Consider the following 22,535-nt stretch of genomic DNA (forward strand, 5'->3'; position numbering starts at 1 on the left):
CCTTTCCATGGCGTCCGCGCTGTTCAGCCTGTATTTGAAACTGCTGGTGCTCTATAGCCCGTTCTTCGTGCTGTCGTGTTTTATCGGCCTGAGCCGTGGCTACACGGTCAAGGAGCGCAAGCGCCTGGCCTGGAAAGTCGCCCTCGGCGTGCTGATCGCCAGCGTGCTGCTGTACCTGTTCGGCAAACACATCTTTACCCTGTTCGGCATCACCATCGACGCCTTCCGCATCGGTGCCGGCAGCGTGCTGTTTATCTCGGCCCTCGGCATGGCCCAGGGCAAATCGGCGGTGCAGAGCGACAACGTACAGCAGGACGTGACCATCGTGCCGCTGACCATCCCGCTCACCGTCGGCCCTGGCACCATCGGTGCGCTGCTGCTGATGGGCGCTAGCCAACCGGATTGGGGCGATAAAGCCGTGGCCGTGCTGGGCATCGCCCTGGCCAGCCTCACGGTGGGTGTGGTGCTGTATATGTCCAACCAGTTTGAGCGCCTGCTCGGCGATCAGGGCCTGCAGATCGTCAGCCGCCTAATGGGTCTGTTTGTCTGCGCCCTGGCCGCGCAGATCATCTTTACCGGGGTGAAGAACTACCTCGCCCTCTGACCCCGCCCGGATGCGCTTTGGGCTGCACCACAAGCTGGCAATCGGCCCCGCTGCGGTGCACCGACCGTTCTGCGCAGCCCTCTAAAAAGCCGCAATACGCGGCTAACGCATTGAAATAGATCAACTTGGCAAACCTGGCACTGGGCTTGCTCTGACCACTCCATCACTTGGATACAAGATGGAATATCAGCGCATGTCCAACGCCCCGATCGCCTTCACCCTCGCCGACTGGCAACAGACCTACCGCGACGGCCAATCACCCGCCGAGCTGCTGCATAGCCTGCGCCTCGAGCTGAGCACAGAGGATAATGCCTGGATCACCCTGGCCAGCGAAGCGCAGCTCGATGCCCAACTCGATGGATTGTCAGCGCTACTCGACGCCGCCAACGGCGAGCTGAGCAAGCTGCCGCTGTACGGCGTGCCCTTCGCCATCAAAGACAATATCGACGCTGCCGGCTGGCCCACCACCGCTGCCTGCCCGGCGTTCGCCTACATCGCTGCAGTCGACGCCACGGCGGTGGCCAAGCTGCGCGCCGCCGGTGCCATCCTGATCGGCAAAACCAACCTCGACCAATTCGCCACCGGCCTGGTCGGCACCCGTTCGCCGTATGGCGCGGTGTGTAACAGCTTTAATCCGGACTACGTCAGCGGCGGCTCCAGTTCCGGCTCAGCCAGCGTGGTAGCGCGCGGCTTGGTGCCATTCTCGCTGGGCACCGACACCGCCGGCTCCGGCCGTGTTCCAGCGGGCTTCAACAACATCGTCGGGCTCAAGCCGAGCAAGGGCTGGCTGTCCAATAGCGGACTGGTGCCGGCCTGCAAGACCCTCGATTGCATCTCGGTCTTTGCCCTGAGCGTCAGCGATGCCCTGAGCGTGGCGCAGATCGCCGGCGGCTATGACGCAGCTGACCCTTACAGCCGCAAGAATCCCAATAGCGCCAAGGTCGGCATGCCGGCCAAGCCGCGCCTGGCAGTGCCAAGCAACCCCGAGTTCTTTGGCGATAGGCAGAACCAGGCGGTGTTTGAGCAAGCCCTGGGCACACTGCGCGAACTGGGCGCTGATCTGGTGGAAATCGATTTCACGCCCTTCCAGCAACTGGCCGAGCAGCTGTATTACGGCAGCTGGGTCGCCGAACGCACTGTGGCGCTCGAAGGCGTCGACCCGGAACATATCAACCCGGTGGTGCGCGGTATCGTCGAAAACAGCCATAAATACAGCGCCTGCGATGCCTACAAGGCCGAATACACTCGCGCCGCACTGAGCCGGACGATCAATGACGTGCTGGCCGGCTTCGATGCCCTGGTTGTACCAACCTCGCCGACCCTTCGCAGCCTGGCCGAGATGGACGCAGAGCCGGTGCTGTTTAACAGCCAGTTCGGCACCTACACCAACTTCACCAACCTCGCCGACCTGTCGGCTCTGGCGATACCCGCCGGTATGCGTGCCGACGGTCTGCCCGCCGGTATCACCCTGATCGCTCCAGCCTGGCACGACCTGGCCCTGGCTGCCTTTGGCCAGCGCTGGCAGCAAGCGCTCAAGCTGCCGTTGGGCGCCACGGGTAAAGCATTGCCCGAGCAGGCGCTGAGCAGCACGCCAGCCCCCGGCAGCGTGCGCGTCGCCGTAGTCGGCGCACACCTGGCCGGTATGCCGCTGAACTTCCAACTCACCAGCCGCGACGCCGTGCTGGTCGAGCAAACCACCAGCGCCGCCACGTATCGCCTGTATGCCCTGCCCGGCACTGTGCCGCCGAAACCGGGGCTGGCGCGAGTGGCCGCCGATGGCGCGGCAATCATTGTCGAGTTGTGGGATATCCCCCAGTCACGCTTCGGCGAATTTGTCGCGGAGATTCCCGCACCGCTGGGTATCGGCAATCTGCAGCTGGCCGATGGTCGCTGGGTCAAAGGCTTTATCTGCGAACCCTATGCGCTAGATGGCGCGCGCGATATCACCAGCTTCGGTGGCTGGCGCGCGTTTATCGCCAGCCAGCAGCAGGGCTGACGCAATGCAACTGAGCGGCGCCGCCAGCAGTAATAAGGAACGCCCGGACAACCTCGCCGAGCGCATCTACCTGCAGCTCAAGGACGACATCTTCGAGTTCCGCCTGCTGCCCGGTGATCGCTTCTCCGAAGGCGAGATCGCCGAGCGCGTGGCCGCCAGCCGCACCCCGGTGCGCCAGGCGCTGTACCGCCTGCAGCGCGAAGGCTACCTGCAAGTGTATTTCCGCAGTGGCTGGCAGGTGATGCCGTTCGACTTCGCGCATTTCGAGGAGCTGTATGAAGTACGCATCGTCCTCGAACTGGAAGCCGTGCGGCGGTTGTGCGAACGCCCCCAAGACGAGCACAGCGACGCACTGGTGCAACTTCAACGCACCTGGCTGGTGCAACCCGAGCAGCGTTTACAGGACGGCCGCGAAGTCTCGCGCCTGGATGAGCGATTTCACTGCCAGTTGCTGGAAGCCGCCGGCAACCGCGAGATGGCCCGCCTGCACGCCGAGGTGAGCGAGAAAATCCGCATTATCAGGCGCTTGGACTTCACCCAGAGCCCGCGTGTGGCGGCCACTTATGACGAACATGGCGAAATTCTCGCGGCAATTTTGTCGCGGCGATGCGAAGAGGCACAGCTATTGCTCAAGACCCATATAGAGGTCAGCAAGGCCGAAGTGCGCAAGATCACCCTGCACATGCTGCACAGCGCGCGTCAGCGCACCATGCCGGCACCAGAGGTGAAGACCTGAAGTGAAGACCCAGGGCCCGCCCTGTTTCAACTGCCAGACAAACAACTAAAAACCAGCAGCTCAAACACTTAAGTTCGTGAATGGAGATCGCACCATGCAACGTCGCAACCTGATCAAGGCCTTTACCCTCACCGCGTCCATCGCCGCCATGGGCATGACCTGGACCGTGCAAGCCGCCGAGACCATCAAGGTCGGCATCCTGCACTCGCTGTCCGGCACCATGGCCATTTCGGAAACGTCGCTGAAAGACATGGCGTTGATGACCATCGACGAGATCAACGCCAAGGGTGGCGTGAATGGCAAACAACTGGAAGCCGTAGTGGTTGACCCGGCCTCGAACTGGCCGCTGTTCGCCGAGAAAGGCCGCCAGCTGCTGACCCAGGACAAAGTCGACGTGGTGTTCGGCTGCTGGACCAGCGTGTCGCGCAAATCCGTGCTGCCAGTATTTGAAGAACTCAACGGCCTGCTGTTCTACCCCGTGCAATACGAAGGCGAAGAAATGTCGCCGAACGTCTTCTACACCGGCGCCGCGCCAAACCAGCAGGCTATTCCAGCGGTCGAGTACCTGATGAGCGAAGACGGCGGCGCGGCCAAGCGCTACTTCCTGCTCGGCACCGACTACGTCTACCCGCGCACCACCAACAAGATCCTGCGCGCCTTCCTGATCAGCAAAGGCGTGGCTGAGAAAGACATCGAAGAGGTCTACACCCCGTTCGGCCACAGCGACTATCAAACCATCGTCGCCAACATCAAGAAGTTCTCCGCTGGTGGTAAAACTGCAGTGATCTCCACCGTCAACGGCGACTCCAACGTGCCGTTCTACAAGGAACTGGCCAACCAGGGCCTGGAAGCCACCGACGTCCCCGTCGTGGCCTTCTCCGTAGGTGAAGAAGAACTGCGCGGCATCGACACCAAGCCACTGGTCGGCCACCTGGCCGCGTGGAACTACTTCCAGTCGGTAGAGAACCCGGTCAACACCGAGTTTGTCGCCAAGTGGAAGGCCTACGCCAAAGCCAAGAACCTGCCAGGCGCCGACAAGGCCGTGACCAACGACCCGATGGAAGCCACCTACGTCGGTATCAATATGTGGGCGCAAGCGGTCGAGAAAGCTGGCACCACCGAGGTCGACAAGGTTCGTGAGGCGCTCTACGGCCAGACCTTCGCTGCACCAAGCGGCTACACCCTGACCATGGACAAGACCAACCACCACCTGCACAAGCCAGTGATGATCGGTGAAATCCAGGAAGACGGGCAGTTCTCCGTGGTCTGGGAAACCAGCAGCCCGGTCCGCGCCCAGCCATGGAGCCCGTTCATCGAAGGCAACGACAAGAAGCCGGATTACGCGGTCAAGTCGAACTAAGCACCTGCCAGTAAGCCCGGATGACATCCGGGAACGCCCTGCCCGGATCGCCTCCGGGCCAAGGCTTACCAGCCGCCGTGCCCACGCGGCGGCTGGTACTCCCAAAGGACTGCCCTATGCCCACTGCCGTTACCCGAATTCTGCTGAGCCTGCTGTTGCTGCTGCCCCTGGCCGCGCACGCCGGTGACGCCCAGGACTTCGTCACCGCCAACCCGGCCAAGCAGGCCAGCCTGCTCGAACGCTGGTCCGCCGCGCCCGAAGCTACTCGCCTGCCGCTGCTCGAAGCCCTGCAACAAGGCCGCGTCGCTGCTGACAGCGCCAAAACCGCCTTTATCGAAACCGCCGGCAACTACCAGGCGGCCGAAGGTGAAGCACAGCCCCTCGACACGCCAAAGAAGCTGCGCCTGAACAACCGCCTGCGCGGCCTGATCGCCACTGCGGTGGCCAGCCACCAGCTGCTGGTTGATGACCCGGCGCTGCGCCTGGCCGCTGCCCAACAACTGCAGAAGAGCGCCAAGCCGGCGCAGCTGCAACTGCTTAACGCCCAGGTGGCCAGCGAAACCGATGATGCCGTGCGCGATGCCCTGACCCTGGCCCTGGCCAACCTGCAACTGGTCGATAGCGACCTGGCCGTGCGCCTGGCTGCCGTGCGCCTGCTCGGTGAAACCGGCGACCCGCTGGCTCGCACCCGCCTGGAAACCCTACTCGACCCGGCCGTGGAAAGTGACCCTACGGTACGCACCGCCGCCGAAACCAGCCTGGCCCAGGTCAAACGCAAGCTGCTGATCGGTGAGCTGCTTGGCCAAGCCTTTAGCGGCCTGTCGCTCGGTTCGATCCTACTGCTGGCCGCACTCGGCCTGGCCATCACCTTCGGCCTGCTCGGCGTGATCAACATGGCCCACGGCGAGATGCTGATGCTCGGCGCCTACTCCACCTACATGGTGCAGGTGCTGTTCCAACGTTTCGCCCCGGAAGCCCTGGCGCTCTACCCGCTGGTGGCGCTGCCGGTGGCGTTCTTCGTCACCGCCGCCATCGGCATGGCGCTGGAACGCACGGTGATTCGCCACCTCTACGGCCGCCCGCTGGAAACCCTGCTGGCCACCTGGGGCATCAGCCTGATTCTGATCCAGCTGGTGCGGGTGATCTTCGGCGCGCAGAACGTTGAAGTGGCCAACCCCTACTGGCTGTCCGGCGGCATTCAGGTGTTGCCGAATCTGGTGCTGCCGTACAACCGCATCGTAATCATCGGCTTCGCCCTGTTCGTGGTGGTGCTGACCTGGCTGCTGCTGAACAAGACCCGCCTGGGTCTTAACGTGCGTGCCGTGACGCAGAACCGCAATATGGCGGCCTGCTGCGGCGTGCCGACCGGCCGGGTGGACATGCTGGCGTTCGGTTTGGGCTCCGGTATCGCCGGCCTCGGCGGTGTTGCCCTGAGCCAGATCGGTAACGTCGGCCCCGACCTGGGCCAGAGCTACATCATCGACTCGTTCCTGGTGGTGGTACTCGGCGGCGTCGGTCAACTGGCCGGTAGCGTGATGGCGGCCTTCGGGCTGGGCATCGCAAACAAGATTCTTGAACCGCAGATCGGTGCCGTGCTCGGCAAGATCCTTATCCTCGCGCTGATCATTCTGTTTATTCAGAAACGCCCGCAAGGTCTGTTTGCTTTGAAAGGACGGGTGATCGACTGATGAGTATGCCCATGAATCAAACGTTGCTGGCGCGCGTCAGCGCCAAACTCGGTCCGCAAGCCTCCATGGCGATCGGCCTGCTGGTACTCGCCGTGCTGCTGGCCATGCCGCTGCTGCACCTGCTGCCGGCGGACAACGCCCTGCATGTCTCGGCCTACAGCCTGACCCTGGTCGGCAAAATCCTCTGCTACTGCATCGTCGCCCTGGCGCTCGATCTGGTCTGGGGTTACGCCGGCCTGCTGTCACTCGGCCACGGCCTGTTCTTCGCCCTCGGCGGTTACGCCATGGGCATGTACCTGATGCGTGAAGCGGCCGGCGACGGCTTGCCGGCCTTTATGAGCTTCCTCGCCTGGACCGAGTTGCCCTGGTACTGGTACGGCACCAGCAACTTCCTCTGGGCCCTGTGCCTGGTGGTGTTAGCGCCGGGTTTGCTCGCGCTGGTGTTCGGCTTCTTCGCCTTCCGCTCGCGGATCAAAGGCGTGTACTTCTCGATCATGACCCAGGCGCTGACCTTTGCCGGCATGCTGCTGTTCTTCCGTAATGAAACCGGCTTTGGCGGCAACAACGGCTTTACCAACTTCCGCACCATCCTCGGCTTCGACATCACCTCGGCTCATACCCGCGCAGTGCTGTTCCTCGCCACCGTCGTTCTACTCGTGGCCAGCTTGTATCTGGGCTGGCGGCTTGCGCGCAGCAAGTTCGGCCGCGTGCTCACCGCGCTGCGTGATGCGGAAAACCGACTGATGTTCTGCGGCTACGACCCGCGCGGCTACAAACTGTTTATCTGGGTGCTCAGCGCCGTGCTCTGCGGCCTGGCCGGCGCGTTGTATGTACCGCAAGTGGGCATCATCAACCCCAGCGAAATGTCGCCGACCAACTCCATCGAAGCGGCCGTCTGGGTCGCCCTCGGTGGGCGCGGCACGCTGATCGGTCCGCTGCTCGGTGCCGGCTTGGTCAACGGCATGAAGAGCTGGTTCACCGTGGCCTTCCCCGAGTACTGGCTGTTCGCCCTGGGCTTTCTGTTTATCGTCGTGACCTTGTTCTTACCCAAAGGCGTGATTGGCCTGCTGCGTAAAAAGGGAGAGCAATAATGCGCGCCACTCCGGTCCCCGAATTTATGCTCGAACCTGCCTATGACCCGTCCGGCAGCGGCCGTGACCCAATCGGTGCCAGCGCCCTGGCCACCAAGGGTCTGAATGTGCGCCACGGCACTATCCTGACCCTGGAAGACATCAACGTCAGCTTCGATGGTTTCAAGGCACTGACCAACCTGACGCTGTACATCGGCGTCGGTGAACTGCGCTGCATCATCGGCCCCAACGGCGCCGGCAAGACCACCATGATGGACGTGATCACCGGCAAGACCCGCCCGGACAACGGCGTCGCTTACTTCGGCGAAACACTCGACCTGACCCAGATGAGCGAGGTGGAAATCGCCCAGTCCGGCATCGGCCGAAAGTTCCAGAAGCCGACGGTGTTCGAAGCGCTGAGCGTGTTCGAGAACCTCGAACTGGCGCAGAAAACCAACAAGTCGGTGTGGGCCAGCCTGCGCGCCAAATTGACTGGCGAGCAGAAAGACCGCATCGACGAGGTGCTGCAGACCATCAAGCTCGACGCTTCGCGCCAGCGCCCGGCCGGGCTGCTGTCGCATGGCCAAAAGCAGTTTCTGGAGATCGGCATGCTGCTGGTGCAGGACCCGCAACTGTTGCTGCTGGATGAACCGGTGGCGGGCATGACCGACGCTGAAACCGAGTTCACCGCCGAGCTGTTCAAGTCGCTCGCGCGCAAACATTCGCTGATGGTGGTGGAACACGACATGGGCTTTGTCGGCAGCATTGCCGACCACGTCACCGTGCTGCACCAGGGCAGCGTACTGGCCGAAGGCTCGCTGGAGCAGGTACAGGCCGATGAACGAGTGATTGAGGTTTATCTGGGCCGCTAACGCCGCGATCACGACCGTCCAAACTCCACAGAATTGAGAGCCTGAACATGCTGCAAGTTGAGCAACTGCATCAGTACTACGGCGGCAGCCATATCCTCCGTGGCCTGTCGTTCGACGTGAAGGTCGGCGAAGTCACCTGCCTGCTCGGCCGTAATGGCGTGGGCAAGACCACCCTGCTGAAATGCCTGATGGGCCTGATCCCGGCCAAAGAAGGCGCGGTGAAGTGGGAAGGCCAGCCCATCACCGCCTTCAAGCCGCACCAGCGCGTGCACGCCGGCATTGCCTACGTACCCCAGGGCCGGGAAATCTTCGGCCGCTTGACCGTGGAAGAAAACCTGCTGATGGGCCTGTCACGTTTTCCCGGCAGCGACGCCAAGGTGGTGCCGGAATTTATCTATGAGCTGTTCCCAGTGCTGCGCGAGATGAAGCAACGCCGCGGCGGCGACCTTTCCGGCGGCCAGCAGCAACAGCTGGCCATCGGCCGCGCGCTGGCGAGCAAGCCGCGCTTGCTGATCCTCGATGAACCCACCGAAGGCATCCAGCCCTCAGTGATCAAGGAGATCGGTTTGGTCATCAAAAAGCTCGCCGAACGCGGTGACATGGCCATCCTGCTGGTCGAGCAGTTCTATGACTTTGCCGCCGAACTGGCCGATCAGTACCTGGTGATGAGCCGTGGCGAAATCGTCCAGCAGGGCCGTGGCGAAACCATGGAAGCCGACGGCGTGCGCGGACTGGTCGCAATCTGAATGGCGACGCTGGCCCTTTACTTTGCGCATAATCAGGCTTTCGCCCACGGATTCGAGGCCCCGATGTTTGCCCTGCGTCACGCTCTGCTCCCGGTCACCGCACTGACGGGTATCGCCCTGCTGATCTGGGCCGGCAGCCAGCCGGACTACTGGATGCTGCGCGCCCTACCCGCCGGCAGCGAACTGCCCTACCCGCTGAAACCAGTGCTGATTTTCTGCGCCATCGCCTTGGCCGAATGCGGCCTGCTGCTGGCGCTACTGCGTCCGCGCTCCTACTGCCGCTCCTGGGGCCGCGCGCTGTGCGCCTGCCTCCTGGCCATCGGCCTGGCGCTGCTCTGGCTGCAAGGTGCGCTGCATGCACCGCCCTACTACGGCATGCACTTGCAATGGTGGTTGGCGGTCAGCTTGGGCCTGGTTCTGCTGTGTGTTTACTCCGCCGTGCAAGCCTGGCGTCAACGGCGCAACCGGGTGAGCGCATGAACGCTCCCGCCGCCGTCTTCACGCCCAGCTGGCACGCCGAGCTGGAGCTGGGCTATGGCCGCGATGGCGATTGCACGCGGCCGACCTTGCGCCGCCATAAAGGCCCGCTGCGGGTGCAGAAGCACCTGTACGCCGAAGGGCCCGAGGTGTGCCAACACATCATCGTCCACCCGCCCGGCGGCATCGCTGGCGGTGATCGCCTGGACATTTCGGCCACGGTCGGCAGCAACGCTTGGGCGCAATTGACCAGTCCCGGCGCAGCCAAGTGGTACCGCGCCGCTGGCCCGGCTTACCAGAGCCTGAAACTGCGCGTAGAAGCCGGCGCCACCCTGGAATGGCTGCCGCAGGAAACCATCGTCTACGCCGCTGCTCAGGCGGAACTGACCACCGAGATCGACCTGCACGGCGATGCCAAGCTGCTCTACTGGGACATCGTTGCCCTCGGCCGCCCGGCCAGTGGTGAACGCTTCGACACCGGCCACTTTCAAGCGCAGCTGAATATCCGCCGCGACGGCCAGCTGCTCTGGCACGAACGCCAGCGCGTCGTGGGTGGCGATGGCCTGCTCGACTCACCCATCGGCCTGGCGGGCAAACCGGTGTTTGCCACCCTGCTGATCAGCGGTGAAATCGACAGCGACCTGCTGGAGCGCTGCCGCAACCTGAGCACACCGGTGCGCGGCGACCTGACCCAATTACCCGGCCTGCTGGTGGCCCGCTGCCTGGCCGACGAAGCCTTGCACGCGCGCGCCTGGCTGATTGCCCTCTGGCAGCTGTTGCGCCCGGCCCTGCTCGGCCGCACCGCAGTGCCCCCACGTATCTGGAGTACCTGATGGACCTGACACCGAGAGAAAAAGACAAACTGCTGATCTTCACCGCCGGCCTGGTGGCCGAGCGGCGCCTGGCCCGTGGGGTAAAGCTCAACTACCCGGAAGCCATGGCCTACATCTCCGCCGCGCTGCTGGAAGGCGCGCGCGACGGCCAAACCGTGGCCGAGTTGATGCACTACGGCACCACTCTGCTGAGCCGTGATCAGGTGATGGAAGGCATCGCGGAGATGATTCCGGAGATTCAGGTGGAAGCCACCTTCCCCGACGGCACCAAGTTGGTCACCGTCCATCAGCCGATTGCTTAAGCATGATGATTCAAGACGCTACTGCCGCCGACCTGCCTGCCATCCTGGCCATCTACAACGATGCCGTGCAGCACACCACGGCGATCTGGAACGAAACTCTGGTCGACCTGGGCAACCGCCAGGTTTGGCTGAATGAACGCACAGCGGCCGGCTTTCCGGTGTTGGTGGCTCACAGCGACGCGGGCGAGGTGCTCGGCTATGCCAGCTACGGCACCTGGCGCGCCATCGAAGGCTTTCGCCACACCGTGGAACACTCGGTGTATGTGCGCAGCGACCAACGCGGTCAGGGCCTAGGCCCCTCGCTGATGCACGCCTTGATCGAACGCGCGCAAGCGGCCGGTCTGCACGTGATGGTCGCAGCCATCGAGAGCGGCAACAGCGCCTCGATCCGCCTGCATGAGCGCCTCGGATTCGTCACCACCGGCCAGATGCCGCAGGTCGGCCGCAAGTTCGGCCGCTGGCTGGACCTCACCTTTATGCAATTGACCCTGGAGTGAAGCAGCGATGATCCCCGGCGAATACCAGATCCAGGACGGCGAAATCGAGCTTAATGCCGGCCGTCGCACGATCAGCCTGAGCGTGGCCAACAGCGGCGACCGGCCCATCCAGGTCGGCTCGCACTACCACTTCTTCGAAACCAATGACGCGCTGACCTTTGACCGCAGCGCCGCGCGCGGTATGCGCCTGAATATTCCGGCCGGCACTGCGGTGCGTTTCGAACCGGGGCAGAGCCGTGAGGTGGAGCTGGTCGACCTCGCCGGTCATCGTCGCGTGTTCGGCTTTGCCGGCCGGGTGATGGGCGACCTCTAATCCACGATTTTCGTAGGGTGGAAAACGCTGAAGGCTTTTCCACCCCAGCAGACTCACGGTGGACAAGCTTCGCGTTGTCTACGCTAAGGACAGGACCCACAGCATGAAAATCTCCCGCCAAGCCTACGCCGATATGTTCGGCCCTACCGTCGGCGACAAGGTGCGCCTGGCCGATACCGAGCTGTGGATCGAGGTCGAGAAGGACTTCACCACCTACGGTGAAGAAGTGAAATTCGGCGGCGGCAAGGTGATCCGCGACGGCATGGGCCAGGGGCAACTGTGCGCCGCCGATGTGGTCGATACGCTGATCACCAACGCGTTGATCATCGATCACTGGGGCATCGTCAAGGCTGACGTCGGCCTCAAGGACGGCCGTATCGCCGCCATCGGCAAGGCCGGCAACCCGGATATCCAGCCGGACGTGACCATCGCCATCGGCGCCGGCACCGAGGTGATCGCCGGTGAAGGCATGATCCTCACCGCGGGCGGCATCGATACCCATATCCACTTTATCTGCCCGCAGCAGATCGAAGAGGCGTTGATGAGCGGCGTCACCACCATGATCGGTGGCGGCACCGGGCCGGCTACCGGCACCAACGCCACCACCTGCACCTCCGGGCCATGGCATATGGCGCGCATGCTCCAGGCCGCCGACGCCTTCCCGATGAACCTGGGCTTTACCGGCAAGGGTAACGCCTCGCTGCCCGAGCCGTTGATTGAGCAGGTCAAGGCTGGCGCTATCGGCCTCAAGCTGCACGAGGACTGGGGCACCACCCCGGCGGCGATCGACAACTGCCTGTCGGTCGCTGACAAATATGACGTACAGGTGGCCATCCACACCGACACCTTGAACGAGTCCGGCTTCGTCGAGACCACCCTCGGCGCGTTCAAAGGCCGCACCATTCACACCTACCATACCGAGGGCGCCGGCGGCGGCCATGCACCGGACATCATCAAAGCCTGCGGCTTCCCCAATGTACTGCCCAGCTCGACCAACCCGACCCGGCCGTTCACCCGCAACACCATCGACGAGCACCTGGACATGCTGATGGTCTGCCATCACCTCGACCCAAGTATCGCCGAGGACGTAGCCTTCGCCGAGAGCCGCATCCGCCGCGAGACCATTGCCGCGGAAGACATCCTGCATGACCTCGGCGCGTTCAGCATGATCAGCTCCGACAGCCAGGCCATGGGCCGCGTTGGCGAGGTCATCACCCGCACCTGGCAGACCGCCGACAAGATGCACAAACAGCGCGGCCCGCTGGAAGGCGACGGCCCCGGCAACAGCAATTTCCGGGTCAAACGCTATATCGCCAAGTACACCATCAACCCGGCCATCACCCACGGCATCAGCCATGAAGTGGGCTCGATCGAAGTGGGCAAATGGGCGGATCTGGTGCTCTGGCGCCCGGCCTTCTTCGGCGTCAAACCGACGCTGATCCTCAAGGGCGGCGCGATTGCCGCCAGCCTGATGGGCGACGCCAATGCCTCGATCCCCACGCCGCAACCCGTGCACTACCGACCGATGTTCGCCAGCTACGGCGGCAGCCGGCATGCCACCAGCATCACCTTTATCAGCCAAGCCGCGTTCGAGGCCGGCGTACCCGAGCAGCTGGGATTGAAGAAAAAGATCGGCGTGGTCAAAGGCTGCCGCGAGGTGCAGAAGACCGACCTGATCCACAACGATTACCTGCCGACCATCGAAGTCGACCCGCAGAACTATCAGGTCAAGGCCGATGGTCAGCTGCTCTGGTGCGAGCCGGCGGATGTACTGCCAATGGCGCAGCGTTATTTCCTGTTCTGACACAGTCAGAGGCCTGGCTGCCGGCAACAGGTTGCCCGATTACCGGCAAGCTGTTGCCGAACGGCCCGCCTAACGCGCTGATCGGGCAGGCTTCGTACGCCGCAGAAGCCGCTCAGCCCGGCGGATGCAACGATTTGGCGCAGGTTTTGCTCGGCACAAGGCTCATTTAGCCGGTCGCAAGGAACCGCCATGAGAATTGATGCAGGAGCCACCTACCCAGCGGCCAACCAACGTGCGTCAGCGGCCAACCTGAACCGAAGCACTGATAGGTCCTTCTCGGCGGTGCTGGCCAGCACCGCATCCAGCGCGCCGATAACAGCACCCGCAGACTTCAGCAGCATGACCCGCCAGGACCTGCGCGACTGGACCAACGGTAAAATCCGCAGCGGGCAGATGTCACTCGATGACAGCCGCGCGTTTATGGCCATGAGCATGAAAATACCGGTAGCCGGCGGTCTGACAGGCGAGCTGCCCGCGGCAAACGACAGCACGCGCTATGACTTTACCCAGAAGGGCCGCGCCGGCATTGAAGGCGCCACAGCGCGTAACGACTCGGCGACCTTGAAGATGCTGCAGTCGGCCATGTCGATCATGCAGAGCCAGACTGATGGCGTGGATATTCGCGCCTGACGCTGGCTACGCGGGCGATGGGCGTTGCGGCGCGCCTCAGCGCAGCTGACTGTCCTTGCTGCCCCGGCGGTTATAGCCGCTGAATCGGGCCTGCTCCTTGTCATGCGCGGTCTGGCAGGCCACGCACAGGTGCACACCGGGGATGGCGTTGCGCCGCGCCTCGGGAATGGCGGCGGCGCATTCCTCGCAATGGCTCAGGCTTTCGCCGCGCGGCAGCTGGCTGCGGGCGCGCTGAATGGCGTCCTCGATGCTGCTGTCGATCTGCTCCTGTACCGCACCATCATTTGCCCAGCCACCGGCCATCGCACTTTTCCTCCGCCGTGTATGCCTCTAGATATGCGCCGCCTGCGGGCAAATCTCAAGCGCACGCGGTCGCCCTACTCCTTGACCTCCATAAACTCGCGCGCCCAGACAATGTAGTCCTCGGGCTGAGTGTATTTGTGGGTCAGCTCGGTGGCGTTGAGGTCGCACGCATCGACACCGCGCTGCTCACGCAGGCAGTCGTAAGTGGCCTTGATCGCAGCGAAGTAGGCGGCATGGCCGTTGACCACGATGCGCACACCTAAGCTGGCCAGACGCGCGTTATCGCGCAACGACGGGTTGCCGTAAGTCACCAGCATCAACGGAACGCTGAGGTGCGCAGCAATCTGCTCTAAGTGAGCAAAATCCTCGACCCCAACCAGGCAGATGGCATCAGCGCCGGCCGCCTGATAGGCCTGGGTACGACGAATCACTTCGCTGACATCCAGCACGCCGGCATGGGTGCGAGCGATGATCGCCAGGTCCGGATCAACCCGCGCTTCCAGGGCCGCACGGATCTTGCCTACACCTTCGTCGATACTGATCAGGTCGGTGGACTTACGGCCGAATTGCGCGGGTAGCAGGGTGTCTTCGATGGTCAGCGCGGCAATCCCCGCGCGCTCCAGTTCCACCACCGTGCGCATTACGTTGAGCGCATTGCCATAGCCGTGGTCAGCATCGGCGATAACCGGCAGGCGGCTGACGCGGCCGATCCGCGTGGCCTGCTCGACAAACTCGCTGAGGGTGATCAGGGCGAAATCCGGTGCGGCCAGAACTTGTAGTGAAGCTACAGAACCACCCAAAATGCCGACCTCAAAGCCAAGGTCAGCGGCAATTCGAGCGGCCATAGGATCAAACACAGAAGCGGTGTGATAGCAGCTATTCGAAGCAAGAAGCGCACGAAATTGTGCGCGAAGGTCGTGATGCGAGGCTCTTTGCATGGGGTGCACCATCGTTCATGGTCAATTCTGAGCGAGTGATTATGTAGCAAAACTACAAAACCCGTCATGTAGTAAAACTACATAGTCGACCAGTAACCTTGCACCCTCCTTTCAGTCCACCGTGTCACTAACCTAACTCTGCCGGTAAGCGCGGCCCAAAGCCTGCGCCAGTCAGCAGCCCATAGGCCATCCACAGCATTACCCCGGCATAGAGCGCACGCGGCAACCAGGTCGCCAGCTGTTCGGTCAGGCTATCGAGTTTCTGTGTTTCCACCCCGGCGTAGTTGAGTAGGCTGGCTGGCAAGGTGCCACTGGCCTCCCCCGTACGAATCAGGCCAAGAGCCAAGCCATGGCCGGGGAAGTCCAGACTGGCCAACGCCTGCGCCAAGCTCTGACCACGCTGAACAGCCAGCTGCACACCACTGAACCGCTTGCGCAGTGGCGCATGGCGGATCACCGCGCAGGCCTTGGGCAGGGCGTCGAGCATGGGCATGCCAGCCTCCAGCATCAGTCCCAGGCTCTCGAAAAAGTCCCGCAGATTACGCCGCAGCAGCGCCGTGCCAAAGACCGGCACGCCCACCAGCAGGGCATCGAGCGGCGAAGCCGTCGCCGCTGGCGCTGGCGCGCGCTCACGCCGACGATAAAGTCCACGCCCCAACGCGTAGAGCGTACCCAGCGCCAGCACCGGCCAGAGTACGCCCCACAGATACCCGGCAATACTCAGCTGGCCACCGACCAATGCAGGCAGCGGCTGGATAAATAACGCCAACACCAACACCGCGGCGGGCAACAGCAACCGTGACTTTACAGCCGCGCCCTGCTGCGCACGGTGGCTGTAGCGCTCGGCCAGTCGCTGATAAACCGCAGCCAGACAACCGCTGGCCTGGGCGGCGCGCAGCAGGGTGCTGTCCAGCGGGGTGAACACGCCACTGCGCAGTCCGGCACTGGCCATATCGCTGCCGCTGGCTATCTGTGCCTGCAGGCTGGATAACGCGGCCTTGCTGCCCCCCGGTAGCGATACGCTGAGCAATGCCTGCGTCACAGGCACCCCAGCTTTTTCCATAGCGGCCAAGTGGGCAAATAACTGCGCACGGGCTGAAAAATCCAGCGAAACAGGACGGGGCATTAACAATGCTCGATACGTAAATGGGTGATCTGTAGGGGCTGGACTATTCAGTCACAGTGGGCGGTTGGGCGTGTGGCATCCAACGGCGAAAAATCTCAGTGAAACTACCATCCTGATGCATACCATCCAGTGCACGACGCCAGCGCTGCACGACAGCGGCATCCGTTTGCGGGGAAAAGGCGATGTAGTAGGCCGAGCGCATAAACGGCAGGTGCGCTTGCACTTGGTCGGCGCGCAACCCACCGCGCGCCAGCTCAGCATCCAGCGTCAGGTCTTCGGTGGCAATCAATTGCACACGGCCATGTTTGAGCATGGTCACCATGCTCTTCGAACTGGTCACCCCATAGAGGTTCGTGAACCCTCGCGCCGCCAACGTCTCATAGGTGTACCACTGCTTCGGCACAGCCAGAGGGCCACTGTCGGCCGCCTGCTGCAGGTTATCGAACTGCAGATTGCGTGACTTCAACGAGTAGAAACTGGTGGTGCCGATCAACAAGGGCCCCACCCATTGAAACTTGGCCTCCCGCTCAGGGGTGCGCACGGTGGAGAAAATCGCTGTATCGGCCTGCTGCTGGGCCAGGTGGTAGGCACGCGTCCAAGGCAGCAACTGGATGCGCGCCTCATCGCCCGTGCGCCTGATGAGCTCACGCACCACTTCCACCGCCAAGCCATGCAGCTCACCATTCTGGCTGAAGCTGGTGGGTGGGGCCTCCTCGGTCAGCAGCTGCAACTCAGCACGAAGCGAACCGGACAAGCAGCACATCAGCCAGATACTGAGCAGGCAACATCGTTTCAGCAAGATGGAATCTCCGGGCACTGCAATCAGACTAGCTCAGTGCCAACGAATTGCGTCAAGGCGCCGGGGCCAGTACCGGCATGCTGTTAGGGTCAGACAACCAACGCCGATGGATGCGCAGTAGCCCGCCATCACGGGTCAATTGATCCAGCGCCTGCTGCCAACGCTGCACCAACGCTGGGTCCAGGGCACCACCTGAATGCTTGCCGAAGCCCCAGTGCGCTGGATCAGTTGCTCGACGACTTCAACCGCCATGCCGGTGAGCTTGCCATCGTCGAAATAGCTCAGCGGGCGGTATTCCTCGGTATACAGCTGCAACTTCGCGGCCAGCGCCAGGCTGGAGTAACCGATGAGCAGCAACAGAGCACCAAGCAGGGGCATAAGCCGCATGGCAACACCTCGGACAAACGAGGGCAAGACCCGGTTCATGATATGCAGGCCACGACATCACAGCCAGTTCGCGGCCTCACAAAACCGCTTAGGGCTGGCCAGAGAGCGTGTTCTGCAACTGCGTTTGCTCCCACTGCGCCAAGTTGCCCTGGTCAATTCGCTCAGCGTCCAGGGCGACCACCACACGCTCCGCCGGCAACTCGCCACGCGCAGCACGTGCGGCTAACTGCACGGCACGGAAGCCCAGCAGATGGGCCTGCTGGATATACAGGCTGTGAATTTCCCCCGACCGCAACGCCTCGATCAATAACGGGTCGCCATCGAAGCCCACATGCAGCAGCTGCCCGGTTTTACCCAAACGCCGCAACGCAGCCAATACCGCACGGGAACTCGTGCTGTTCGGCGTGAACAGCCCATCCAACTGATCGACCTGCCCTTGCAGCGCCTGCACGGCCAACTGCCTGTCTTCGCCTACATAGACATCCAGCAGCACCTGCAAGCCCCCAGCCTCTGCGGCCTGGCGAAAGCCACGCTCGCGCTCGGTGGTCGACGTCACGTCGGGGCGCAAACGCAATAGCGCGACGGTGCCCCGCCCACCCAGAGCGCGCACCAGGTATTGCCCAGCCTGCTCACCGGCGCGGTAGTTATCGGTCGCGACGAGGCCGCGCGCCACGCGACCTGGCATGTCGCGGTCAAAAAAATAGTGGTTATTCCGCTGGCTGACAGCTGATTAACCCGCCGCGTGATCTCCTCACCGCTGGGTGCGATGACCAGCGTTCGGCAACCGCGCGCCAGTACCCAGTCAATCATTTCCAACTGGGTCTCCACGCTGCCTTCATGGGTGGGCCCACGAACAAGCACTTCCAGCCGATTCTCGGCCCCGGCCTGCCGCGCCCCCGCTTCCACCTGGCTCCAGTAGGGCGTGAAGCTGGCGGTCACCACTCCCACGCATGCCATCGCCGAGGACACCCACCCACTCAACAGCACGCATAACGCCACCAGCGGTTTCCACAAGCCTCGGCAATGCATGGCGATCACTCCCAAAAACGAGACCAACAAGCACCCGTGTGCCACTGCCGGACTGATTCTAGAGCCAGTGCTAGCAGATTAGCATCAAGCAGTTAGCCTCGCCGGGCGCAGAGCAGTCACGGCCCGTCAAAAACTGAACGGCAGCACCCGGCCTCACACTTTTTCACACTCCAGGCGACGGCTGGGCTGGTAGCGGCCGCTCAAGCAGGCGATGATCGCGCCTCTCTCCTACACCTTGAATGACATGACCGATACCACGCACAGCACTCAGGCCACGCACAAACCCCGCCCGCTGATCGATCTGCTGGTCAGCATCCTGATTCCTTCCCTGATCCTGATGAAACTCAGCGGCGAGAGCCGACTGGGCGCTGATGGCGCGCTGATGCTGGCGCTGGCCTTCCCGTTGGGCTGGGGCAGCTTCGAGCTGATCAAGTACCGCAAATTCAACTTTATCGCCCTGCTCGGGCTGGTCAGTGTGCTGCTGACTGGCGGCATCGGCCTGCTCAAGCTGGACAACCAGTGGCTGGCGATCAAGGAAGCGGCGATCCCCGGCATCATCGGTATTGCCGTGCTTGTCTCGACGCGCACCCGCTTCCCGTTGATTCGTACCATGTTGTTCAACAAGACCGTGCTCAACGTCGATAAGATCCATGAGCGCCTGGAGCAGGCCGGCAATACCGCGCTGTTCGAAACGCGCCTGCTCAGAGCGACCTACTGGCTGAGCGGCACCTTCTTCTTTTCCTCGGCCATGAACTACGTGCTGGCCAAGTGGATCGTCATCAGCCCGGCCGGCAGCGAAGCCTTCAACGCCGAACTGGGGCGGATGAACCTGCTCAGCTACCCGATGATCGCAATCCCCTCGATGATCATGCTGATGGCCATCTTCTATTACCTGTGGCGCACCATTCACGGGCTGACCGGCCTCAAGCTGGAAGACGTGATGGCCAATGCCGAGCAGGAAAAACAGCCTTAAGCCAGGCAATCCGGCGCACCCGGAATGCTGACGTTCTCTGCCTACCTGGGCCTGTTTATTTCGGCCCTGGGCGCCGCCACGCTGCTGCCACTGCAATCGGAAAGCGTGCTGGTGGCGTTGTTGCTCAACGGCACCTATTCACCCTGGCTGCTGCTGGCGGTAGCGAGCGCCGGGAACATTCTCGGCGCGCTGCTCAACTGGCTGCTGGGCCGTTACCTTGAGCACTTTCGTCACAAGCCCTGGTTCCCGGTCAGTGAGGCGCGCTTGCAGCAAGCGCAACGCGGCTATGCCCGTTATGGCCGCTGGTCACTGCTGCTGAGCTGGGTACCGATCATCGGTGACCCGCTGACCGTGGTGGCAGGGGTCATGCGCGAACGCCTGTGGGTTTTCCTGCTGATCGTCGGTCTGGCGAAAACCGCCCGCTATGCTGTATTGGTAGCCCTGACCCTCGGTTGGGGCTGACCTCCCCCCTGCACGACACACGCCGTAACGCCAAGGGCAACTCTGAGGTTGAGCATCGGCCATGCCTCCGTGATACTGCGCAGCCTTCGCACGGGCGTGTGCGAAGACCGTCACCGTGCGAAGGAGTGATCAGAGTGGAGCGGCATCCGTAATGAAAAGGAGCGATCTGGCCTGGACCCTGGTGGGGCTGAGCGCCGTGCTGCTGTCGTGCTACTTGCTCTATCACCAAGTGCGCACCATTTCCCTCGATGAAATTGCCGATAGCCTGCGCGCCATCCCGCGCCTGGATTGGCTGCTAGCCGCCTTGGCCACTCTGGGCGCCTACAGCGCCCTGGCCTGGTACGATCGCATCGCCCTGGCTCACCTGGGCAAGAAGATTTCCTGGCGCTTTATCAGCCTGTGCTCCTTCACCACCTATGCGCTGGCCCACAACATCGGCGCCTCAGTATTCTCCGGCGCCCTGGTACGTTATCGCGCTTACCGCAGCAAAGGCATGACGCCGCAGGAAATCGGCATCCTGATCGTCTTCTGCTCCTTCACCTTCGTCCTCGGCACCATCCTCGCCAGCGGCTGCGTACTGGTGCTAGAGCCGGATCTGATCCACCGCGTGGCCAAGGTCACACCGCTGGTCTCCGAGATTATCGGCGTGCTCCTGCTGCTGTTGGTTGCACTCTATGTGCTCGGCTCCTGGCGGCACTTCAAGCCCTGGCACTGGGGCAAGCTGCATCTCGAATACCCGCGCCTGGGGATTGTCGGCCGCCAGTTGCTGGCCGGACCGCTGGAGCTAGCCTGTGCGGCAGCGATCATCTACTTCGCCCTGCCGGCTGAGCACAACCCTGGCTATCTGGTGGTATTCGGCGTGTTCCTCGCCTCGTTCTCCCTGGCACTGTTGTCTCACGCCCCTGGCGGCCTGGGCGTACTGGAAGTGACCTTCCTCGCGGCAATGCCCGAGCTGCCCGCCGCTGACGTGCTTGCGGCACTGATAGTGTTCCGCTGCTTCTACCTGCTGCTGCCGTTCGCCCTGTCGTTGCTGGTGGTGCTGGGCTTTGAGTGGTCGCAGTGGCAGAGCCGCCGCAACACCCCTGACAACCCGCCCTTGCCCTGAGTCGCACACACCGGATAACCGGGGGCAGCATTGCGCCGCGCACTCGCATAGAATGCGCGGCCGTTTTTGCGGCACGCCTGCACAACAGCCACTCGCCGGCTTCGTGACAGGATGCTCAGAAACTTCCCGGTACTTATTCAGGAACAGCGCGCCGCATGACTCACTCTACACCCGCCCGCGCCTGCGGCATCGACTTCGGCACCTCCAACTCCACCGTCGGCTGGCTGCGCCCCGACGCCGAAACCCTGATCCCACTGGAAGACGGCAAGATCACCCTGCCCTCGGTGGTGTTCTTCAACCTCGAAGAGCGCCGCCCGGTCTATGGCCGCCTGGCCCTGCAGGAATACCTGGAAGGCTACGAAGGCCGCCTGATGCGCTCGCTGAAAAGCCTCTTGGGCAGCAAGCTGCTAAAAAGCGAAACCACCGTGCTGGGCAGCGCCCTGCCGTTTAAAGACCTGCTCGGTTTTTTTATCGGTGAGCTGAAAAACCGCGCCGAGGCCACTGCCGGCCGTCCCTTTGAAGAAGTGGTGCTGGGCCGCCCGGTGTTCTTCGTCGACGATGACCCGGTGGCTGACCTGGAAGCACAAAACACTCTGGTGGCCGTGGCGCACAAGCTCGGTTTCAAGGACGTATCGTTCCAGTACGAGCCTATCGCCGCAGCCTTCGACTACGAGTCGGGCATCAGCCGCGAAGAGCTGGTACTGATTGTCGACATCGGCGGTGGTACCTCGGACTTCTCCCTGGTACGCCTGGCGCCCGAACGTCGCGCAGTGGCTGATCGCCACAACGACATCCTCGCCACCGGCGGCGTGCACATCGGCGGTACCGACTTCGACAAGCAGCTTTCTCTGGCTGGGGTGATGCCACTGTTTGGCTACGGCAGCCGGATGAAGAGCGATGCGCCGATGCCCACCAGCACCCACCTCAACCTGGCCACCTGGCACACCATCAACGCGGTGTACTCGGCGCAGTCGCAGCGCCAGCTGCAGAGTATGCGCTACGACATCGTCGACCCTACCGGTATCGACCGGCTGTTCCAGCTGATCGAGCGCCGTGACGGCCACTGGCTGGCCATGCAGGTCGAGGAAAGCAAGATCGCCCTGACCGAGCAGGATGCGCGCCCCATCGACCTCAGCCGCCTGGAAGAGGGCCTGGTCGCCGAGCTGACCCGCACGCTGTTTGAGGATGCCATCGAGCCGTTGCTGGAACGCGTGCGCGCCAGTGTCACCCAGCTGTTAAGCGATGCCGGCGTCAGTGTCGAGCAAGTGGATACAGTGTTCTTCACCGGCGGTTCCAGCGGTATTCCGGCGCTGCGCCAGAGCGTCGCAGCCATGCTGCCCAATGCCCAGCATGTGGAAGGCAATACCTTCGGCAGCATCGGCAGCGGCCTGGCCATCGAAGCGCAGAAGCGCTACGGCTGATCAAATGCCGCAAGGCGCCCGGCCACAATAAAAAACGCCAGCTCGAAGCTGGCGTTTTTTATTG

Annotated in this window: 25 protein-coding genes; 19 read left to right on the forward strand and 6 right to left on the reverse strand. The window is 62.8% G+C overall.

From position 1 onward, the window contains the following. Positions 1-7 precede the first annotated feature (7 nt). The 15 genes from HCI85_RS05780 to HCI85_RS05850 all read left to right on the forward strand — a co-directional run bounded on the left by HCI85_RS05780 (position 8) and on the right by HCI85_RS05850 (position 13,928). A complete protein-coding gene (locus tag HCI85_RS05780; RefSeq protein WP_090249576.1) occupies positions 8-604 on the forward strand; it encodes a MarC family protein in 597 nt (198 codons plus the stop codon). A gap of 193 nt (positions 605-797) precedes the next feature. Beyond that, positions 798-2,600 carry an allophanate hydrolase gene (atzF, locus tag HCI85_RS05785; protein WP_176600616.1) on the forward strand — a complete coding sequence of 601 codons (1,803 nt, stop codon included), beginning with the start codon at positions 798-800 and terminating at the stop codon, positions 2,598-2,600. A gap of 4 nt (positions 2,601-2,604) precedes the next feature. Beyond that, positions 2,605-3,336 carry a GntR family transcriptional regulator gene (locus HCI85_RS05790; protein ID WP_167142911.1) on the forward strand — a complete coding sequence of 244 codons (732 nt, stop codon included), beginning with the start codon at positions 2,605-2,607 and terminating at the stop codon, positions 3,334-3,336. Positions 3,337-3,430: 94 nt separating this feature from the next. Next, complete coding sequence (urtA, locus tag HCI85_RS05795) at positions 3,431-4,696, forward strand: urea ABC transporter substrate-binding protein (RefSeq protein ID WP_090249584.1); 1,266 nt, start codon at positions 3,431-3,433, stop codon at positions 4,694-4,696. A gap of 116 nt (positions 4,697-4,812) precedes the next feature. Continuing rightward, positions 4,813-6,384, forward strand: coding sequence for an urea ABC transporter permease subunit UrtB (gene urtB / locus HCI85_RS05800; RefSeq protein ID WP_167142914.1), 1,572 nt, complete (start codon positions 4,813-4,815; stop codon positions 6,382-6,384). Between the two features lie 65 nt (positions 6,385-6,449). Beyond that, positions 6,450-7,475 (forward strand): urea ABC transporter permease subunit UrtC, encoded by a 1,026-nt coding sequence (gene urtC / locus HCI85_RS05805; RefSeq protein WP_446730777.1) that lies wholly within the window; start codon positions 6,450-6,452, stop codon positions 7,473-7,475. Further along, positions 7,475-8,326, forward strand: a complete 852-nt coding sequence (urtD, locus tag HCI85_RS05810) for an urea ABC transporter ATP-binding protein UrtD (protein ID WP_167142921.1) — start codon at positions 7,475-7,477, stop codon at positions 8,324-8,326. Before urtC ends, urtD begins: the two co-directional genes overlap by 1 nt. Positions 8,327-8,373: 47 nt before the next feature. After that, a complete protein-coding gene (gene urtE, locus HCI85_RS05815) occupies positions 8,374-9,072 on the forward strand; it encodes an urea ABC transporter ATP-binding subunit UrtE (RefSeq protein WP_090249594.1) in 699 nt (232 codons plus the stop codon). 63 nt (positions 9,073-9,135) lie between these two features. Continuing rightward, a complete protein-coding gene (locus HCI85_RS05820; RefSeq protein ID WP_167142924.1) occupies positions 9,136-9,552 on the forward strand; it encodes a hypothetical protein in 417 nt (138 codons plus the stop codon). Continuing rightward, on the forward strand, positions 9,549-10,382 hold the full coding sequence (locus HCI85_RS05825) for an urease accessory protein UreD (RefSeq protein ID WP_167142927.1): 834 nt from the start codon (positions 9,549-9,551) through the stop codon (positions 10,380-10,382). Before HCI85_RS05820 ends, HCI85_RS05825 begins: the two co-directional genes overlap by 4 nt. Then, positions 10,382-10,684 (forward strand): urease subunit gamma, encoded by a 303-nt coding sequence (gene ureA / locus HCI85_RS05830; protein WP_003317023.1) that lies wholly within the window; start codon positions 10,382-10,384, stop codon positions 10,682-10,684. The genes HCI85_RS05825 and ureA overlap by 1 nt, the downstream gene beginning before the upstream one ends. A 2-nt stretch (positions 10,685-10,686) precedes the next feature. Next, entirely contained in the window at positions 10,687-11,181 is a 495-nt protein-coding gene (locus HCI85_RS05835) for a GNAT family N-acetyltransferase (protein WP_167142930.1), read from the forward strand. 7 nt (positions 11,182-11,188) lie between these two features. Continuing rightward, positions 11,189-11,494: an urease subunit beta gene (locus tag HCI85_RS05840; protein ID WP_167142933.1), complete on the forward strand. Its 306-nt coding sequence runs from the start codon at positions 11,189-11,191 to the stop codon at positions 11,492-11,494. A 103-nt stretch (positions 11,495-11,597) separates the two neighbouring features. Beyond that, on the forward strand, positions 11,598-13,298 hold the full coding sequence (gene ureC / locus HCI85_RS05845) for an urease subunit alpha (RefSeq protein ID WP_167142937.1): 1,701 nt from the start codon (positions 11,598-11,600) through the stop codon (positions 13,296-13,298). A gap of 189 nt (positions 13,299-13,487) precedes the next feature. Further along, on the forward strand, positions 13,488-13,928 hold the full coding sequence (locus tag HCI85_RS05850; protein WP_167142940.1) for a hypothetical protein: 441 nt from the start codon (positions 13,488-13,490) through the stop codon (positions 13,926-13,928). 36 nt (positions 13,929-13,964) lie between these two features. Here HCI85_RS05850 and HCI85_RS05855 read toward each other — a convergent pair whose 3' ends face one another. The 6 genes from HCI85_RS05855 to HCI85_RS20945 form a co-directional block, all read right to left on the reverse strand. Beyond that, a complete protein-coding gene (locus tag HCI85_RS05855; protein ID WP_160085639.1) occupies positions 13,965-14,231 on the reverse strand; it encodes a DksA/TraR family C4-type zinc finger protein in 267 nt (88 codons plus the stop codon). Between the two features lie 74 nt (positions 14,232-14,305). Further along, positions 14,306-15,169, reverse strand: a complete 864-nt coding sequence (locus tag HCI85_RS05860) for an isocitrate lyase/PEP mutase family protein (RefSeq protein ID WP_090249614.1) — start codon at positions 15,167-15,169, stop codon at positions 14,306-14,308. A gap of 127 nt (positions 15,170-15,296) precedes the next feature. After that, complete coding sequence (locus tag HCI85_RS05865) at positions 15,297-16,295, reverse strand: type II secretion system F family protein (RefSeq protein WP_167142943.1); 999 nt, start codon at positions 16,293-16,295, stop codon at positions 15,297-15,299. Between the two features lie 43 nt (positions 16,296-16,338). After that, positions 16,339-17,058 carry a substrate-binding periplasmic protein gene (locus tag HCI85_RS05870; RefSeq protein WP_167144300.1) on the reverse strand — a complete coding sequence of 240 codons (720 nt, stop codon included), beginning with the start codon at positions 17,056-17,058 and terminating at the stop codon, positions 16,339-16,341. Positions 17,059-17,229: 171 nt separating this feature from the next. Continuing rightward, positions 17,230-17,481, reverse strand: a complete 252-nt coding sequence (locus tag HCI85_RS05875) for a transporter substrate-binding domain-containing protein (RefSeq protein WP_167142946.1) — start codon at positions 17,479-17,481, stop codon at positions 17,230-17,232. 88 nt (positions 17,482-17,569) lie between these two features. Then, positions 17,570-18,166, reverse strand: coding sequence for a substrate-binding domain-containing protein (locus tag HCI85_RS20945; protein WP_241693734.1), 597 nt, complete (start codon positions 18,164-18,166; stop codon positions 17,570-17,572). Between the two features lie 588 nt (positions 18,167-18,754). Between HCI85_RS20945 and HCI85_RS05885 the strand changes: the two genes are divergently transcribed. The 4 genes from HCI85_RS05885 to HCI85_RS05900 all read left to right on the forward strand — a co-directional run bounded on the left by HCI85_RS05885 (position 18,755) and on the right by HCI85_RS05900 (position 22,471). Then, the gene (locus HCI85_RS05885) at positions 18,755-19,483 is read left to right on the forward strand and encodes a VC0807 family protein (protein WP_090251281.1); all 729 of its coding nucleotides are present in this window, start codon (positions 18,755-18,757) and stop codon (positions 19,481-19,483) included. Positions 19,484-19,507: 24 nt separating this feature from the next. Continuing rightward, positions 19,508-19,945, forward strand: coding sequence for a YqaA family protein (locus HCI85_RS05890; RefSeq protein ID WP_167142949.1), 438 nt, complete (start codon positions 19,508-19,510; stop codon positions 19,943-19,945). A 151-nt stretch (positions 19,946-20,096) separates the two neighbouring features. Further along, entirely contained in the window at positions 20,097-21,050 is a 954-nt protein-coding gene (locus HCI85_RS05895) for a lysylphosphatidylglycerol synthase transmembrane domain-containing protein (protein WP_167142952.1), read from the forward strand. Between the two features lie 155 nt (positions 21,051-21,205). Continuing rightward, entirely contained in the window at positions 21,206-22,471 is a 1,266-nt protein-coding gene (locus HCI85_RS05900) for an Hsp70 family protein (protein WP_167142955.1), read from the forward strand. Positions 22,472-22,535: the final 64 nt, after the last annotated feature.

The organism is Pseudomonas sp. OTU750018 (assembly GCF_011636575.1).
Taxonomy (GTDB): domain Bacteria; phylum Pseudomonadota; class Gammaproteobacteria; order Pseudomonadales; family Pseudomonadaceae; genus Aquipseudomonas; species Aquipseudomonas peli.

Coding starts and splice junctions, on each gene's coding strand:
- urtC (WP_446730777.1), top strand. CDS start 6,450: ATGGCGATCGGCCTGCTGGTACTCGCCGTGCTGCTGGCCATGCCGCTG.
- ureC (WP_167142937.1), top strand. CDS start 11,598: ATGAAAATCTCCCGCCAAGCCTACGCCGATATGTTCGGCCCTACCGTC.
- HCI85_RS20945 (WP_241693734.1), bottom strand. CDS start 18,166: ATGCCAGGTCGCGTGGCGCGCGGCCTCGTCGCGACCGATAACTACCGC.
- HCI85_RS05820 (WP_167142924.1), top strand. CDS start 9,136: ATGTTTGCCCTGCGTCACGCTCTGCTCCCGGTCACCGCACTGACGGGT.
- urtA (WP_090249584.1), top strand. CDS start 3,431: ATGCAACGTCGCAACCTGATCAAGGCCTTTACCCTCACCGCGTCCATC.
- urtE (WP_090249594.1), top strand. CDS start 8,374: ATGCTGCAAGTTGAGCAACTGCATCAGTACTACGGCGGCAGCCATATC.
- atzF (WP_176600616.1), top strand. CDS start 798: ATGTCCAACGCCCCGATCGCCTTCACCCTCGCCGACTGGCAACAGACC.
- urtD (WP_167142921.1), top strand. CDS start 7,475: ATGCGCGCCACTCCGGTCCCCGAATTTATGCTCGAACCTGCCTATGAC.
- HCI85_RS05850 (WP_167142940.1), top strand. CDS start 13,488: ATGAGAATTGATGCAGGAGCCACCTACCCAGCGGCCAACCAACGTGCG.
- HCI85_RS05875 (WP_167142946.1), bottom strand. CDS start 17,481: ATGCGGCTTATGCCCCTGCTTGGTGCTCTGTTGCTGCTCATCGGTTAC.
- HCI85_RS05895 (WP_167142952.1), top strand. CDS start 20,097: ATGAAAAGGAGCGATCTGGCCTGGACCCTGGTGGGGCTGAGCGCCGTG.
- HCI85_RS05860 (WP_090249614.1), bottom strand. CDS start 15,169: ATGCAAAGAGCCTCGCATCACGACCTTCGCGCACAATTTCGTGCGCTT.
- HCI85_RS05890 (WP_167142949.1), top strand. CDS start 19,508: ATGCTGACGTTCTCTGCCTACCTGGGCCTGTTTATTTCGGCCCTGGGC.
- HCI85_RS05780 (WP_090249576.1), top strand. CDS start 8: ATGGCGTCCGCGCTGTTCAGCCTGTATTTGAAACTGCTGGTGCTCTAT.
- HCI85_RS05840 (WP_167142933.1), top strand. CDS start 11,189: ATGATCCCCGGCGAATACCAGATCCAGGACGGCGAAATCGAGCTTAAT.
- HCI85_RS05855 (WP_160085639.1), bottom strand. CDS start 14,231: ATGGCCGGTGGCTGGGCAAATGATGGTGCGGTACAGGAGCAGATCGAC.
- ureA (WP_003317023.1), top strand. CDS start 10,382: ATGGACCTGACACCGAGAGAAAAAGACAAACTGCTGATCTTCACCGCC.
- HCI85_RS05825 (WP_167142927.1), top strand. CDS start 9,549: ATGAACGCTCCCGCCGCCGTCTTCACGCCCAGCTGGCACGCCGAGCTG.
- urtB (WP_167142914.1), top strand. CDS start 4,813: ATGCCCACTGCCGTTACCCGAATTCTGCTGAGCCTGCTGTTGCTGCTG.
- HCI85_RS05870 (WP_167144300.1), bottom strand. CDS start 17,058: ATGTGCTGCTTGTCCGGTTCGCTTCGTGCTGAGTTGCAGCTGCTGACC.
- HCI85_RS05865 (WP_167142943.1), bottom strand. CDS start 16,295: ATGCCCCGTCCTGTTTCGCTGGATTTTTCAGCCCGTGCGCAGTTATTT.
- HCI85_RS05885 (WP_090251281.1), top strand. CDS start 18,755: ATGACCGATACCACGCACAGCACTCAGGCCACGCACAAACCCCGCCCG.
- HCI85_RS05835 (WP_167142930.1), top strand. CDS start 10,687: ATGATGATTCAAGACGCTACTGCCGCCGACCTGCCTGCCATCCTGGCC.
- HCI85_RS05900 (WP_167142955.1), top strand. CDS start 21,206: ATGACTCACTCTACACCCGCCCGCGCCTGCGGCATCGACTTCGGCACC.
- HCI85_RS05790 (WP_167142911.1), top strand. CDS start 2,605: ATGCAACTGAGCGGCGCCGCCAGCAGTAATAAGGAACGCCCGGACAAC.